At 68.8% G+C, this 15,283-nt stretch carries 12 protein-coding genes and 2 riboswitches; of the genes, 1 reads left to right on the top strand and 11 read right to left on the bottom strand.

Translation table 11 applies throughout. The annotated features are described in order from the left end of the window. Positions 1–16: 16 nt before the first annotated feature. Genes ACZ1J6_RS21385 through ACZ1J6_RS21370 form a run of 4 tightly spaced genes read right to left on the bottom strand, consistent with a single transcriptional unit; the run spans position 17 to position 3,976 of the window. Positions 17–598, bottom strand: a complete 582-nt coding sequence (locus ACZ1J6_RS21385; protein ID WP_465128023.1) for a histidine phosphatase family protein — start codon at positions 596–598, stop codon at positions 17–19. Next, positions 595–1,623: a nicotinate-nucleotide--dimethylbenzimidazole phosphoribosyltransferase gene (gene cobT / locus ACZ1J6_RS21380; protein ID WP_465128022.1), complete on the bottom strand. Its 1,029-nt coding sequence runs from the start codon at positions 1,621–1,623 to the stop codon at positions 595–597. Before cobT ends, ACZ1J6_RS21385 begins: the two co-directional genes overlap by 4 nt. Next, the gene (locus ACZ1J6_RS21375; RefSeq protein ID WP_132268566.1) at positions 1,620–2,027 is read right to left on the bottom strand and encodes a DUF1636 domain-containing protein; all 408 of its coding nucleotides are present in this window, start codon (positions 2,025–2,027) and stop codon (positions 1,620–1,622) included. Before ACZ1J6_RS21375 ends, cobT begins: the two co-directional genes overlap by 4 nt. Further along, on the bottom strand, positions 2,027–3,976 hold the full coding sequence (locus tag ACZ1J6_RS21370; protein ID WP_465128021.1) for a TonB-dependent receptor plug domain-containing protein: 1,950 nt from the start codon (positions 3,974–3,976) through the stop codon (positions 2,027–2,029). The genes ACZ1J6_RS21375 and ACZ1J6_RS21370 overlap by 1 nt, the downstream gene beginning before the upstream one ends. Before the next feature lie 173 nt (positions 3,977–4,149). Continuing rightward, a riboswitch (cobalamin riboswitch) is annotated at positions 4,150–4,340 on the bottom strand. A 79-nt stretch (positions 4,341–4,419) separates the two neighbouring features. Then, a riboswitch (cobalamin riboswitch) is annotated at positions 4,420–4,643 on the top strand. Positions 4,644–4,816: 173 nt separating this feature from the next. On the opposite strand from ACZ1J6_RS21370, the gene ACZ1J6_RS21365 reads away from it, so the two are divergent. Then, positions 4,817–6,139, top strand: a complete 1,323-nt coding sequence (locus tag ACZ1J6_RS21365; protein ID WP_465128020.1) for a cobyrinate a,c-diamide synthase — start codon at positions 4,817–4,819, stop codon at positions 6,137–6,139. Here ACZ1J6_RS21365 and paoC read toward each other — a convergent pair. From paoC to ACZ1J6_RS21330, 7 genes are all read right to left on the bottom strand, one after another. Further along, entirely contained in the window at positions 6,129–8,327 is a 2,199-nt protein-coding gene (gene paoC / locus ACZ1J6_RS21360; protein WP_465128019.1) for an aldehyde oxidoreductase molybdenum-binding subunit PaoC, read from the bottom strand. The two genes, ACZ1J6_RS21365 and paoC, sit on opposite strands and share 11 nt — an antisense overlap. Further along, positions 8,324–9,274, bottom strand: coding sequence for an FAD binding domain-containing protein (locus ACZ1J6_RS21355; RefSeq protein WP_465128018.1), 951 nt, complete (start codon positions 9,272–9,274; stop codon positions 8,324–8,326). The genes paoC and ACZ1J6_RS21355 overlap by 4 nt, the downstream gene beginning before the upstream one ends. Further along, on the bottom strand, positions 9,271–9,936 hold the full coding sequence (paoA, locus tag ACZ1J6_RS21350) for an aldehyde dehydrogenase iron-sulfur subunit PaoA (RefSeq protein ID WP_134094022.1): 666 nt from the start codon (positions 9,934–9,936) through the stop codon (positions 9,271–9,273). Before paoA ends, ACZ1J6_RS21355 begins: the two co-directional genes overlap by 4 nt. A 151-nt stretch (positions 9,937–10,087) precedes the next feature. Further along, positions 10,088–11,566, bottom strand: a complete 1,479-nt coding sequence (locus tag ACZ1J6_RS21345) for a PepSY-associated TM helix domain-containing protein (RefSeq protein ID WP_465128017.1) — start codon at positions 11,564–11,566, stop codon at positions 10,088–10,090. Beyond that, entirely contained in the window at positions 11,563–12,129 is a 567-nt protein-coding gene (locus ACZ1J6_RS21340) for a hypothetical protein (protein ID WP_132268556.1), read from the bottom strand. The genes ACZ1J6_RS21345 and ACZ1J6_RS21340 overlap by 4 nt, the downstream gene beginning before the upstream one ends. After that, positions 12,123–14,417, bottom strand: coding sequence for a TonB-dependent receptor (locus ACZ1J6_RS21335; RefSeq protein WP_465128016.1), 2,295 nt, complete (start codon positions 14,415–14,417; stop codon positions 12,123–12,125). Before ACZ1J6_RS21335 ends, ACZ1J6_RS21340 begins: the two co-directional genes overlap by 7 nt. Before the next feature lie 121 nt (positions 14,418–14,538). Then, entirely contained in the window at positions 14,539–15,195 is a 657-nt protein-coding gene (locus ACZ1J6_RS21330) for a transcriptional regulator (RefSeq protein WP_465128015.1), read from the bottom strand. Positions 15,196–15,283: the final 88 nt, after the last annotated feature.

Raw genomic sequence — 15,283 nt, 5'->3', positions numbered from 1 at the left:
CATCCTACCTTGCCCCTCATCCTGCCTTGCTACTGTCGAGCGAGAGGATCTGCGCGGCAGGCAGGCCCTCGCCCGGCCAGATGCGCAAGCTCACCAGCGCGCCATAAGGGAGTTCGAAAGCCCAGACCTGGCGGTGGTCGAACCCGAACAGGACCGAGAGCGCAGCGCGCATCGCCCCCCCGTGCGTGAGGATGAGACTGGCCCTGTCGATACCCGCCACGGCCTCTCCCACGCGGGCGCAGAGCTGCGACCAGCGCTCGCCTCCCGGCGGGGCGAAAGCCTCGGGATCGTCCCAGAACCGCGCCTGCACGGCCGGATCGAGCTGATGCGGCGCCATGCCGTCCCAGGCGCCGAAATCGATCTCCCGCCACCGCGGGTCAAGGCTGTGCGACAGGCGGCGCATGGCCGCGATCTGCGCGGCCGGAATGCTGGAGCGGCGCAAGTCCGAGGAAATCACCCGCTCGAACGCCAGGGCCGCGCTGCGCGACACGCAGCGGGCGATGCCTACCGGGGTCGGCGCATCGTCCCGGTGGCCCAGCAGCAGGCCCGGCTCGTAAGGCGCCCCGTGGCGCATCAGGTGGACGAGGATGCCGCTCATGATGCCCCGGACACGGAGGATGCCACTGCCGCCTCGGCAAAAGTCGCCATGCCGTCATGCGCGGCCAGGGCCGAACGCACGATCTGTGCCGCCACCGCCGCGCCGGATCCCTCGCCCAGCCGCATGCCAAGGTGGAGCAGCGGGTCCAGCCCGAAGCGATCGAGCAGGCGCGCATGGCCCGCTTCGGCCGAACAGTGCGCGGCAAGGCAGTGGGCCAGGACATCGCGATTGCCGGCGAACAGCGGCGCCATGGCCGCGCAAGTGATGAACCCGTCCAGCAGGACCGGCACCCGCAAGTGCCGCGCTGCCAGCACGGCGCCCGCCATGGCCGCGATCTCACGCCCGCCAAGGCGGCGCAGGGTCTCGAAAGCATCCTCGCAGGCCGCGCCGTGCAGGGCGAGCGCCGCCGTCACCGCCTGGGCCTTGCGCGCCACGCCGGCATCGTCGAGCCCGGTGCCGCGCCCTACCCAGTCGGCCGCAGCCCCGCCGAAGACCTGCGCCGCCAGCGCGGCCGCCGGGGTGGTATTGCCGATCCCCATTTCGCCCACGAAGAACAGATCGCTGTCCGCCGACACCGCGGCGGCACCGCGATCGAGAGCTTCGAGGCACTCGGCCTCGCTGAGAGCGGGCTCTCGCGTAATGTCTCCGGTCGGGCGGTCGAGATCGAGCGGGACGACCGAGAGCGCCGCCCCGCAGGCTGTCGTCAGCGCATTGATCGCCGCGCCGCCGGCCTCGAAATTGGCGACCATCTGCGCCGTGACTTCGCTCGGATAGGCGCTCACCCCGCGCGCCGCGACCCCGTGATTGCCCGCGAAGACCACGGCGCGGATCCGCTCGGCCCGTGGCCGGGTGCGCCCCTGCCAGCCGGCCATGAACACGGCGATGTCCTCCAGCCGCCCGAGCGAGCCCGCAGGCTTGGTGAGCGACGCCTGGCGCGCACGCGCGGCGGCCAGCGCGGGCGCGTCCGGTCCGGGCAGGTCGGCCAGGGCGGCGGCGAAAGCGGCGCGGTTCTCGAAGCGGATCATGTGCCCAGGTACCCTTCCGGCGGGGTGCGGGTGATGAAGTGGCCCTTCACGCCCTGCGGCCACTCGCGATAGGGCACCTGCCCCTCCTCGCTGGCGGCATGGCGCACCGCATATTCGAGGATCGCGCGGGCCGCCTCCGCATCGGGTGCGAAATCGCCGAGCACATAGCCCAGCTTGCCCGGCGCCCGGATCGCCACGGTGCAATGGCGCTGGCAGGCGAAGAGGCAGGGCATTTCCTGCACCGCCACGCCCTGGAGCGCGGGATCGGCAGCCTGCGCCGCGCGCATGGCCTCTGCCAGGACCGCACCGCCGCGCCGACCGTCCTCGTCCTCGCGGACTTCGGCGGAATGGCGGCAGGTGTTGCACACGACCACGGACGGGCCGGGTTCGACTGGAAGCAGCATCAGAACCGGCTCCTCAGTCCGAAATAGACGGTGCGGCCAAGCGTGCCGTAGCCGCTCACGGTTTCGTACTTCTGATCGCCCACGTTTTCGATACGTCCTTGAAGAATCAGGCCTTCCATGACCTGCCACTGCGCGCGCACATCCACCAGCCAGTAGTCGTCCAGCGTGGCGGTGCCGGTCGCCGCATTGAAGCTTTCACCCGAATAGCGCGCGGCCAGGCTGGCGCGCAGGCCCTGCGGCAGCGCCACGCCCAGCTCGGCATTGGCGAGATGACGCGGCACGCGCTGGAGCTGGCGGCCGTAAGTGCCGCTGCCTTGCGTGCGATCCTCTGCCGCGATCCAGCTGTAGTTGCCCTGGGCGAAGAGGACGCCCCATGTGGCCGACGCGGCGAGTTCCAGCCCGCGGGCATGGCTGGCCTTGACGTTGGCATAGTAGCCGAAGCGCGAGGTGCCCGTGCCGGGAACGTAGCAGATGTCCGGCAGGGTGCCGCTGGTGGGGCAGTAGGCAAAGTCGATCAGGTTGTCGGTATCGCGCTCGAACCAGGTCGCCGACAGGCGTAAGGCTTCGCCGAAGCCCTGCTCGGCGCCCAGTTCCCAGCCTTTCGCCTTCTCCGGCTTGAGATCGGCCACGCCGTACATGCTGAACAGCTGATAGAGCGAGGGCGCCTTGAAACCCTCGTCATAACTGGCACGCAGTATCGTGGCGCCGCCATTGGGGGTGTAGACCGCGCCCGCGCTGAACACCGTGTTGCCGCCGAAGCGCGACTGGTGATCGTAGCGCGCGCCGCCATTGAGCGTCAGCCCGGTGAGCGGGGTCACGCGCAGTTCGCCGTAGACGCTCTCGGTATTCGCCCGGCTGGGCACGAGGGCATAAGCCGCGGTGCTGTTCGCGGGCGAGGCGGTGGTCATCCGCTGTTCCTCGCGCTCGGCGCCGAACACGGCCTGGATGGCCTCGCTGAACGTGTAGGTGCCCTGGTACTCGAAACGGCGCACGCGGCCATGGGCGTCGAACGTCAGTTGGCGGACTTGCCGTGCGGGGTCGAAGTTCTCGCGGTCGGTCTCGGTCTGGAGCACGGCCACGCGGTTCGCCAGCCGGCCGTCCAGCAGCGCGAAGTTCACCCCGGCATAGCCCGACCATTCGCGCGTCCACCCATAGGCCAGGGAGTCGCCGGAGGTACCGTCGAACGCGTTCCGCGAATCCGACCAGTAGCCGCGCAGATCCAGCGAGATGCCAGGCGCGACGCGGTAAGTCATCGTGCCGCTGGCCGCGCTGCGCCGGTAGCCGTCGTCCTCCGTGCCATTCGCGCGCGCGGAGATGCCGTCCGTGGCGAAGCGCGAGGCGGCAATGCGCCAGTCGACGGCCTCGGAGGTGCCGCCAAGACCCACGCGGGCCGAGACGGTGTCATGGGTTCCTGCTTCCACCGCGAAGCTGCCTTCCAGCGGCGCGGCCGCGCGGCGGGTGCGGACGTTGACGACACCGCCGATGGCATCGCTGCCCCAGAGGATCGATTGCGGACCGCGCAGGATCTCGACGCGATCGGCATCGTCGACCAGGAAATTGGCAAAGCCATAGCCTCCCGCCGTCGATGAGGCGTCCGACAGGCGCATCCCGTCGATCACCATCACCGTCTGCCCGGCATCGGCACCGCGAATGCGCAGCGACGTGGTGGTGCCATAACCGCCGTTGCGCGACATGCTGATGCCGGGCGTGCGCAGCAGCACATCGGTCAGCGCGATCGGCTGGGCCGCAACGATCTGCGCCTCGTCGAGCACGGTGACGGTATCGGCCACCCGGTCGGCCGCAACGGGCGTGCGCAGGACGGTGACCACGATGCGTTCGTCCAGAGGCACTGCATCGGCCTCCTCGGCCAGGGCCGCGAGCGGGTGCAGCGCCCCTGCAAGGGCTAGCGCGAGAGCCAGGGGGCTGGCGGCGGGAATTCGGCAGTTCACGGCATGTCCTTCGCACGAGCATCGACCCGGCCGGGTCGGCACGCATGCGAAAGGCAGGGCCTCTGCCGCCCATGCAGCGGACGACGCCCCCTCCCGCGCGGCGCGTGCCGGCACGGCAATGGCTGTCGTTGCGCGAGGAATGGCCCCGTTCGCCCGGCTCACCCTGTCCGGTCGAAGAACGACGGCGTCAGGCAGGTCTCCTGGCTCACGGGTCAGTGCCGTTTCGGCCGCCTTCTCAGGGACTTGCACCCCCAATGGCGAATTGGCCGCACGGCTCGCCGCTTACAGTTGCAGGGGCAGCCCGGGCATTCACCCGCGTTCCCTTTTGATCCCCTTGCGGGGAACCTGTCGCTGGAGCGCCCCTATCCCGGTGGGGTGCCGCGTGCAAGAGCCCGGCGCTTGCGCGTGTCCTGCCCGCGCTTGCGCTCTCTGGCGAAGTGCCATAGGCCCGCCGGGCCAGGGGGGCCCGCAAGGGCTTAATCGGGAAGTCCGGGCCAGAGGGGTAATCCCGCTGGAATCCGGCACTGCTCCCGCAACTGTAACCGGGGATGCGCCCCGCCAGCACGCCATTGGCACCGCGCGGTGCCGAGAAGGCGGCGGAAGGCGCGCCGATTCCGAGAAATCGGGCCCAGGAAGTCAGGAAACCGGCCCCCAGCCGTCGATCCTTCGCGCGGGCGGGATGTACCGGGCGGACGGGGGCCATGCCCGATGCGGAGCGCTGCTCCCCGCGGACCCGGTCTTTCGCGAGACGACAAGCCGTACTTGCGCCCAGGAGGATCGAACCGCCATGCCGCCCTGCCCCTTCCGCCTTTCGGATACCGCTCCGTCCGGACGATATTCGTGCCTGCCCGCATGACGGCCTGCCCCGCCCTGCTGGTCACCGCGCCCTCGTCGGGACAGGGCAAGACCCTCGTCACCGCCGCGCTGGCCCGCCGCCACCGCCGCGCCGGGCGCAAAGTGCGGGTGTTCAAGTGCGGGCCGGACTTCCTGGACCCGATGGTGCTGGAAAGGGCCAGCGGCGCGCCCGTCCACCAGCTCGACCTGTTCATGTGCGGAGAGCGGGAATGCCGCGCCTTGCTGCACGAGGCCGCGCGGGACGCCGACCTGATCCTTGTCGAAGGGGCAATGGGCCTGTTCGACGGCACCCCCTCCTCCGCCGACATCGCCCGCCTGTTCGGTCTGCCGGTCATGGCGGTGATCGACGGCGCCTCGATGGCGCAGACGTTCGGTGCGCTGGTCCACGGCCTTTCCACCTACCGCGCGGACGTGACCCTGGCCGCCGTGCTGGCCAACCGCGTCGGCAGCGCGCGCCATGCCGAACTGCTGGAGCGCGGCATGCCGGGCGGGGTGGAATGGCTTGGCACCCTGCGGCGCGATGCCGGGCTCGGCCTGCCCGAACGGCACCTCGGACTGGTGCAGGCCGGGGAGGTGGCGGATATCGAGGCGCGCATAGACCGCGCCGCCGACAGTCTGCCGGAAACCGCGCTCTGGCTGCCCGAGCCGGTGCCCTTCCCCGCCCCGGAAGCCGCCGAAGCGCCGCCCTCCGCGCTGTCAGGCCGCCGCATCGCCATTGCCCGCGACGAGGCCTTCGGCTTCATCTATCCCGCCAACCTCGCATTTCTGGAACGGGCCGGGGCGCGGCTCGCCTTCTTCTCGCCGCTGCGCGATGCCGTGCTGCCCCCTTGCGACGGCTTGTGGCTACCCGGGGGCTATCCCGAGCTGCATCTGGACGCTCTTTCCGCCAATCGCCCGATGATCGCGGCGATCCGCGCCCACTTCCAGGCGGGGCGGCCGATCCTGGCCGAATGCGGCGGCATGCTTTACGCCTCCGAGAGGCTCGAAAGCACCGACGGCGCCAGTGCCGCCCTGCTCGGCCTGCTGCCTGCGCGGGCCGTGATGCAAGGGCGGCTGGCAGCGCTGGGCATGCAGGAGATGGAACTGGGCGGTCATGTCGCGCGGGGCCACACGTTCCACTATTCGCGGCTGGAAACGTCCCTTTTGCCCACCGTCAGCGCCGTCACGCCGGACGGGCGGCCGGGCGAACGCCTGTTCCGCCACGGACCGCTCACGGCCAGCTACATGCACTTCTACTTCCCCTCGGCGCCGGAATTGATCGCCGACCTGCTGACCTGCCAAACCGCCGACCTGGGATTCAGGCGATAGCCGGCAGTTTCGCAAGGTGCTTGTCCAGCGTGAGCGGATAGTCCCGCACGCGCACCCCCGTGGCGTTGTAGACCGCGTTGGCCACGGCCGCGCCGACGCCGCAGAGCCCGAGTTCGCCCACGCCCTTGGCCTTCATCGGCGAGACCTTGTCGTCCGCCTCGTCGAGGAAAACCACGTCCTGGTGCGGAATGTCGGCGTGGACCGGCACTTCGTACCCGGCAAGGTCGTGATTGACGAAGAACCCGAAGCGCTTGTCGACCGCCAGTTCCTCCATCAGCGCGCCGCCCACGCCCATGGTCATGGCGCCGATGACCTGGCTGCGCGCCGTCTTGGGATTGAGGATACGTCCGGCCGCGCAGACCGCCAGCATGCGTCGCACCCGCGTCTCGCCGGTATAGGCGTCCACGGCCGCTTCCACAAAGTGCGCACCGAAGGTCGACTGCTGGAACTTCTTGCCCAGATCGCCCCACTGCATCGTCTCTTCGGCAACGATCTCGCCAGACTTCGCCGCCTCGGCCAGGGCGGCGGAGCGGTTACCCGCGCGCACTTCGCCATCGGCGAATTCCGCGGTGGCCGGATCCATGCCGAGCCGCTGCGCCGCGGCTTCGCGCAGCTTCACGCAAGCCGCATAGACGCCCGACGTGGAGCTGTTGGCGCCCCATTGCCCGCCGGAGCCTGCCGAGGCCGGGAACGAGGAATCGCCCAGCTTCACGCGCACGTTCTCCACCGGCAGGCCCATCATCTCCGCCGCGGTCTGGGCGATGATGGTGTAGGAGCCGGTGCCGATGTCGGTCATGTCGGTCTCCACCGTGACCACGCCGTCGCTCGACAGCCGCACGCGGGCGGCCGATGTCATGTTGATGTTGTTGCGGAACGCCGCCGCCACGCCCATGCCGATCAGCCAGCGCCCGTCGCGCATCTTGCCCGGACGCGTCTGGCGGCGTTCCCAGCCGAAGCGCTTTGCACCGTCCTCCAGGCATCGCACGAGGTTGCGCTGCGAGAAGGGCCGCTCGGGATGCTCGGGATCGACTTGCGTATCGTTGAGCACGCGGAACCGCACCGGGTCCATGCCCAGCTTCTCGGCCACTTCGTCGATGGCGATCTCCAGCGCCATGAGGCCGGGCGCTTCGCCGGGTGCGCGCATGGCATTGGCTTCGGGCAGGTCCAGTTCGGCCAGCCGCAGGGCAGTGAGGCGATTGGCGCCGGCATAGAGCAACTTGGTCTGCTGCGTCGCCGATTCCGGGCCGCCGCCGGGAAGGTCGCCGGACCAGCTTTCATGGCCGATCGCGGTGATGCGCCCGTCCTTGCCGGTGCCGATGCGGATGCGCTGGATCGTGGCCGGGCGGTGCGTGGCGTTGTTGAGCATCAGCGGCCGCGGCATCGCGATCTTCACCGGCCTGCCGCAGGCCTTCGCGCCCAGCGCCGCCATCACCGCATCGGCGCGCAGGAACAGCTTGCCCCCGAAACCGCCGCCGATGAAGGGCGAGCGGACATGGACTTTCTCGGGCGGCAGCTTGAAGGTGGCGGCCAGCTCCTTCTTGTTCCAGGCGATCATCTGGTTGGACGTCCAGACCGAGAGCGCATCCTCTTCCCACCAGGCGATGGTGGCGAAAGGCTCCATCATCGCGTGGTTCTGGTCGGGCGTGGTGTAAGTCTGGTCGAGCTGCACCGCGGCCGAGGCGAAGGCGCCCTCGAAATCCCCGGTATGGGTGTCGGCATCGCTGCCCGTCAGCGGCTGCGCGCCGGGCTTCGCCTTGGCGAGATCGAAACGGCCGTTACCGCGCTCGTATTCGATCCGCACCGCGTTGGCGGCATTGCGCGCCTGCTCGAAGCTCTCGGCCACGACCACCGCCAGCGCCTGATGGTAATGGTCGACAGCGGGACCGCCCAGCAGCTTGGCCGTGTTCATGCTGCCCTTGCCGAGCGGCTGTGCATTTTCGGCGCTGACCACCGCGAGCACGCCGGGCATGCGCTTGGCTTCGGCCGTGTTCATCGCCGTGACCCGCCCCTTGGCGATCCCGGCACCGATCACATACCCGTAGGCCGGCCTGGCCGGCACGTCCTTGTGCTCGTAAGCATAGGGGGCCTGCCCCGTGGTCTTGAGCTTGCCGTCCACGCGGTCGACCGCCTGGCCGATCACTTTCATGGCGTCGATGGGATTGGAGCCCGCAGGCGTATCGAACTTCATGCCCGGTTCTCCTGGATGATCGCCGCCAGCGTGCGCTCCGCCAGAGTGACCTTGAAGGCATTCTCATGGGTCGGCCGCGCGTCTGCGAAAGCCGTGCGCGTCACGGCGCCCGCGCCATTGCGCAGCTGCGCGTCGGCGGCTTCGACCCGCCAGGGCCGCGGCGCGACGCCGCCGAAGGCCACTCGTCCGCTGCCATCCTCGTTCAGCACCGCCGCCACGGAAACGAGCGCGAAGGCGTAGGAGGCCCGGTCGCGCACCTTGTGATAGACATGCCGTCCGCCCGGCGGCTTGGGCAGAGTGATGGCCGTGATCAGCTCGCCCGGCCGGAGCACGTTCTCCAGGTGCGGCGTATCGCCCGGCAGGCGGTGGAATTCGCCCACCGGCACGCTGCGCGTCTTGCCCTGGGCATCGACCGTCTCCACCGCGGCATCCAGCACGCGCAGGGCGACCGCCATGTCGCTGGGGTGCGTGGCGATGCAGGCCTCGCTCGTGCCGACCACGCCGAGCTGGCGGCTGAAACCACCGATCGCCGCACAGCCGGAGCCGGGCTTGCGCTTGTTGCAGGCCTGGTTGGTGTCGTAGAAATAAGGACAGCGGGTGCGCTGCAGCAGGTTGCCGCCGGTCGTCGCCTTGTTGCGCAGCTGGCCCGAGGCGCCTGCGACGATGGCGCGCGTGAGCACGCCGTAATCGCGCCGCACGCGCTTGTCCGCGGCCAGCGCGGTGTTGCTGACCAGCGTACCGATGCGCAGCCCGCCTTCCGGCGTCTCCTCGATGCGGTCGAGGCCGAGATCCTGCACGTCCACAAGATGCGTCGGCGTCTCGATCTCCAGCTTCATCAGGTCGAGCAGGTTGGTGCCCCCGGCGATGAACTTGGCGCCCTTGTGCCCCGCGACTGCGGCGGCGGCAGCGGCCGGCGTCCTGGCGCGCTCGTATGTGAAAGCCTTCATGCCTCGATCTCCGCGCCGTGAGTCTCGGCAAGCTTGACGCCCGCCACTTCCGCCATCGCTTCGGCAATGTTCGAATAGGCGCCGCAGCGGCAGATATTGCCGCTCATCCGCTCGCGCATTTCCAGAACCGTCATCTCGGGAGCGCCGCCGACGTCCTCCTGAACATGGCTGGGAATACCCGCCCTGATCTCTTCCAGCACCGCGACGGCCGAGCAGATCTGGCCCGGCGTGCAATAGCCGCACTGGAAGCCGTCATGCTTCACGAAGGCCGCCTGCATCGGATGCAGGTCTTCCGGAGTACCGAGACCCTCGATTGTGGTGACGGCATCGCCTTCGTGCATGACCGCAAGGCTGAGGCAGGAATTGATCCGCGTACCGTTCACGAGCACCGTGCAGGCCCCGCACTGACCGTGATCGCAGCCCTTCTTGGTGCCCATCAGGCCCAGGTGATCGCGCAAGGCGTCCAGCAGCGTGGTGCGCGTATCGACCATCAAGGCCTGCGCCTTTTCGTTGACCTTGAACGAAACGGCCATCGTCGGGGGCTTGCGCGCCATGGGAGCCTGTCCTTCCGCCATCGTGGGCACCACGGTCAGCCCCACGCTCGCCGCGCTGCCTGCCAGGACCGCGCGCCGCGATACCTCGAAATCCGCCGTTTCGCTCATTGCCCGTCCTTGTCGCACCAGGACGGCAGTTTCCGTCCATCGGGTACGATAACGCACGGCGACGGATTCCGGCACTGTGTGAAATCACATGCCGTCATGAACGAGGCTCATCAAAGAGCGTTCCCGGATCAGGGCCGGGACGATGGATTTCTCAGGCGGCGGTCCTGGTCCTTCCGCGCAGGAGCGAGGCGAGCAGGCCCGCGCTGCCGGCCAGCAAGATGGCGTCGATCAGGACCGCGCCGCCTTGCGGCAGCGCCGCCGCTCCGTGGATGAAGGCCAGGATCGCCAGCAACGCCGTCAGGGCCCAGCGCCAGGCACGCGCCAGCCGGGGGCCGGGAACCGTCTTCGCCAGCGCCGAAGCCAGGATCGAAAGCACGGTGAAGGCGAGCCAGGCGGCAGGCAGGGACGCTTCGGGCGCAAACCGTGCCAGCAGCGCGGTGAGGCAGAGCACGACCGGCTGCCCCCAGCACACCGCCGCCCAGATCCGCTCCCACTGCGGTGCGGGGCGGCCCCGGTCGCGGCGACGGGCGAGCCAGATGGTCACGCCGCTGGAAGTCACCACGCACAGCGCGATGCCCAGCAATCCATAGGCAAGCCGCACGGCCAGTCCGCCATACCAGCCGAAATGGACCTGGCCGATGCCGCCGAGCACGCGGGTGCCGGTCACGAAGTCTTCGGGGTGTTCGTCGGCCACCACCTTGCCCGCCGCGTCGAACCGGGTCTCGTCCTGCTGGACCAGCAGCTTCGCGCGGCCGCTGAGCACGGTGACGCGCATGTCGGCGCGGCCCGCGCGCTCGACCATGACGTTCTGCGGCGCGGCATCCGGCGCCCGGGCGCGGGCCTGCGCGATGAGAGCCGCGATATCGGGCATCGGCACCGCCCGCGTATCGACCGGCGGCGGCGCATCCAGGAAGAGTTCGTAGACCTTCTTCATCCCGCCCTCCGGATAGAGCAGCAGGGCGAGCACCGCGACGATGATGGTGCTGAGGCCGAGCAGCGCCCCGGTCAGCGCCAGCGTGAAGTGGAACGGCAGCGCCCAGATCCCCAGGCGGTTGTGCAAGTCCGCCTCCTGCAACCGGCGCGAACCGCCGAGCCGCAAGTGGAAGGCATCGCGCAGCACGCGCGGATGGGCGAGGATCCCGGAAACCAGCGAGGACAGCAGCGCCACCCCGGTCAGCCCGACGATGAATTCGCCCCAGCTACGCGGCAAGTGCAGGTTGACGTGGAGGTGGATCAGGAAATCGGTCCAGCCGGCTTCGAGGTCCGACAGCGAGCCGTCCTCGGCCACGGCCCACTTGCGCTCGAAAGTCGGGCTGAAAGCAACCAGCGACGCGCCCTCCTTCGCAGTCGTGGGCAGGGCGAGGTAAAGGGCGGTATCGGCAGGCGCGTGCTGCGCGCCTTCGGCAATGGCGCGGGCAGCGGCGGCATCGCTCAGGCTGCGCGCGACCGGGGTGGCGGGCACTTCCCAGCGTTCGAGATCGGGCGCGAAGACAGCCACCGTGCCGGTCACGCAGACGAGGTAGATCACCGCCGCGAAGGCGAGGCCCAGGATCGAATGGCTGCTGAGCACCGAACGCACCGTTTCGGGCGAAAGCGGCCAGCGCCATTGTTTCTTGCGGGTATTGCTCATGCCGACGCTCCCAGATGGGCCAGGCCGAAGCCGACTACGCTGGTGGCGACCAGCACGGCGGTCGCGCGCAGGATGCGGCGGTCGGCCAGGGTCCAGGTCATGGCGAGGCCCCAGAGCACCGGCATCAGCAATCCGCCGATCACGATGCGGGTGCGCGGGTCGCCCGGCAGGTAGACGGTGACGCAGAAGGCGACCGCCATCGCGGCGGTCATCCCCAGAGGGCCGGCCAGCAGGGTCCGCAGCACGCCGCGCCACAAGCGCCCGGGCTCGTCCAGCGGCTCGGGCGCCGCTTCCATCTCGCGCAGGCGCGCGGCCTTGCGCCGCACGCGGCCCAGCCAGACCACCGCCAGCGCGCCGATCCCCTCCATGACCAGCCCGAGCGCGAGGCCCTTCACCGGCCCGACCAGGAACGCCGCGGCCAGCAGCAGCCCCAGCAGAACGACCCAGCCCCCGGCAATCATGCCCAGGGCCGAACCGTCACGCCGCAGCCACGAGCGCCGCAGCAGGAAGGCGCCGAGCGCACCTCCCGCAAGCAGCAGGAGGCTGGCCGGCCAGATCACCAATGCACTCCCGCGCCCAGCCCGAAGGTCTGCGGCTCGCCCAGGATCGCCTGATGGATCGCCGCATATTCGTACTGCTTGTACTTCTCGTCGAAGATGTTGCGCGCGAAGAGGAACAGCGACCAGTTCTCCGTCTCGTAGCCGAGCTTGCCGTTCACCAGGGTGCGGGCCGAGACCTTGTATTGCGACTGGTCCTGGCCGACGCCGGTATAGACCGAAGTGCGGTAATTGGCATTGACGTTGGCCGTGAACCCGCCGCCGAACTGCGCATTGGCGCCGCCCGAGAGCGTCCAGCGCGGCGCATAGGGGAACTGCGTGCCCTGAAGGTCCACCGTGCTCGTCGCGCCCGTAGGCAGGGTGAAATCGTCGAACTTGGTGCGAACGTGGCCGATCGAGGCATAGAGGTCGACGCCCTTCGCCACGTTTGCATTCGCCTCCACCTCGAAGCCGTAGAGGTGCGATCCGGCGGCGTTGACCGTGTTGTAGTCGTAGGCGTTGAGCCCGAAGTAGGCGGTGACCTGCTGGTCCTTCCACTCCATGTAGAACAGATTGGCGTTGAAGGTCAGCCGCCCGTCCAGCCACTTGGAGCGCAGCGAGGCCTCGTAGTTCCAGCTATATTCGGGATCGTAGGGGATCAGTTCGGCGCGGGCCGGGTTCTGGCTCGACCCGCCCGAGCGATAGGCCCGCTGCACGGTGAAGGCGGTGGTGAGGTCCGGCGTCCAGTCCATGCTGATCCCCGCCTTGGGCAGGAAGGCATTGAACGTGCGGCTGTTCGACGCAAGCGGCGAAGACGCGTCGGACACGAGGCCGAGCACGCCCTGGTTGATGACCGAGATGACCGGCGCGTAGGCCGTGCCCATGAAGTTCACGTCCGGCAGCGTGCCGTTGAAGGCGGCGACGGTCTCGGCCGCATAGCGGTTGCGCTCGTGATCGAAACGGAAACCGCCGATCAGCGTCAGCCGGTCCGCCAGCTTGAAGCGGGCATCGCCGAACAGGGCCATGGTCTCGACCTTCTCGGGCTGCTCGGCGCTGTAGGCCACCGGGATCACGGGAAGCTGGGCGCTGTAGGCATTGGCGATGAACTGCGAGGTCGCGGCGTTGAAGCCGCGCGATTGCAGCAGACCCGCGATCGTTGCCGTGGGAGTGGCGATGTTGACGCGGCTGTTCTGGTCGATTGCGCCGGTGCGGCGATAATACCAGGCGCCGAGCAGGCCGCTCAGCCAGTCGCTCTCGTAATTGAGGCGCAACTCCTGCGTCAGCGTCTTGTAGAGATAGCGATTGTCGATCGCCTGGATGTCCTCGGGCGTGCCGTCGGTATCGATCACCGAATGGACCTTCGAACGATTCCAGGAGGTCACGCTCGACAGCTTGAGACTGTCGGTCAGCGGATAGCTGATGTTGAAGACCGCCAGATCGCTGTCGATCTTGCCGCGGCTGGGCTGGTCGCCCGTGGAGATGCGGTGGTCGTAATAGTCCGGCACGTCGGTCCGGGCATATTCGTAGAGGTAGCCGCCGTCGCGCCGCACGCGGTTGTAGCTGGCCACCGCTTCGAGACCGGGAATGGCGCTCGGCATCCACTTGAGCTTGCCGCGCAGGTTCAGCGACTTGAGTTCATCGTCATAACCGCCGCGGGTGACGTTGCGGATCAGTCCGCGATCGGCGCGGCGCTCGGCCGAGAGGCGCAGGCCCAGTTCGTCGCGGACGATCGGCCCGCCCACGGCCGCCGAGAAGGTGCGGTCGTCATGCTCGCTCCAGAGCACGCGCGCGTCGCCGGTCCAGCGGTCCAGCGACGGGTCCTTGCTGGTGATGACGATGCCGCCGGCCAGGGCATTGAGGCCCTGGATGGTCGATTGCGGCCCGCGCAGCACTTCCACTTGCTGCACGTCCCACATGTCGGTCGGGCCGCCATAGAGCGCCCACTTGGGAATCGGCGCGCCGTCGACGTAGACACTGGCCGTATCCGCCTGCCCGCCCGCGCCCACGCCGGTATTGCTGATGCCGCGAATGGTGAAGCCGGACGAACCGTAAGTCTCGGCCAGATTGGCGGTGCGGTTGTAGACGTCCTGGATGGTGATCAGGTTTTCCCGCTCGATCCGCTCGGGCGTGATGACCGCGATGCTGGTCGGCGTTTCCTGAAGCGTGCGTGCGCTTTTCTCGCCGGTGACGATGATATCGTCCGGGCTGGTGGTAGTCCCCGCCGCGGGATCGCCGGGCACGCCCTGCTGCGCCTGGACGGGAACGGCGAGCGCGGCAGCGGCAACGCCCGTAAGCAATACGGAAAATCTGAACATGAAACCCCCTGTTTCCTCAGGCGGCGACATAGATTTCCTCGATATTGCGAGTCAATCGCATTCTCAATAGCCGTGACCGTAAATCCGATAGCGTGTCCTTCCTGCTTCGGCCCCGGCCCGCTCAGATGCGCAGACTGGCCATCACCACTTCCCGGTTCTGGCGGTTTGCCTCGAAGCGGGTGAGATCGGGGTCGTTGTCCAGGATAGCCGCGATGATCCGCAGCCGCCCCGCCCGCCAGAGCCCGACACCCGCGCCGAACGATTCGACCACCGGGGAGGCCCGGGTCGAGGCATAGTGCAGGGTCACGCGCGTCAGCATTTCGAACAAGGGCCTGCGGACCATCTGGAACAGCAGCTCCTGGAACTCCAGCTCGAATGCCCCGAATTCCGCCATCGAGCGGAAGGCGGCCGCGCGTTCCCCCAGCCCCGCCAGCCGGTCCCGCAGGGCCTGGTCGGTGCATCGCGCGGCCGCCGTCGCCAGTTCGGTGAACAGCAGGGAGGTCATGTCGAGCGCCTCCTCGTAACCCGCCGGGTTCATCCGCATGTAGGAAACCATGGCGCGCTCCAGCGCCGCGTCGTCGGGCCGCGTGCCGTAATAGCCCCCGCCCGGGCCGCGCCGCACTTCCAGCAGGCCCTCATGTTCCAGCACCCGCGCAGCCTGCTGCAGCGTGACGATGCCCACTCCCAACGCGCGGGCCAGCTGGTGAAGGGAGCCGAGCAAGGCGCCGTCTTCGCAGGCGAAAATGCGTTCCCGCAAGGTTTCGGTCGTGCGTGCCACCAGGTTGGTTCCCCTGCGGCGTCCCGGCGACAGATCCATACACTCTCCATAATGTGCCTAGTATTTGGCATTCATGGCCATTCTCGGT

Source organism: Novosphingobium sp. BL-S-21 (genome assembly GCF_055521655.1).
Note: the sequence above shows the minus strand (reverse complement) of the source record. Positions and strands in the feature narration are given on the sequence as shown.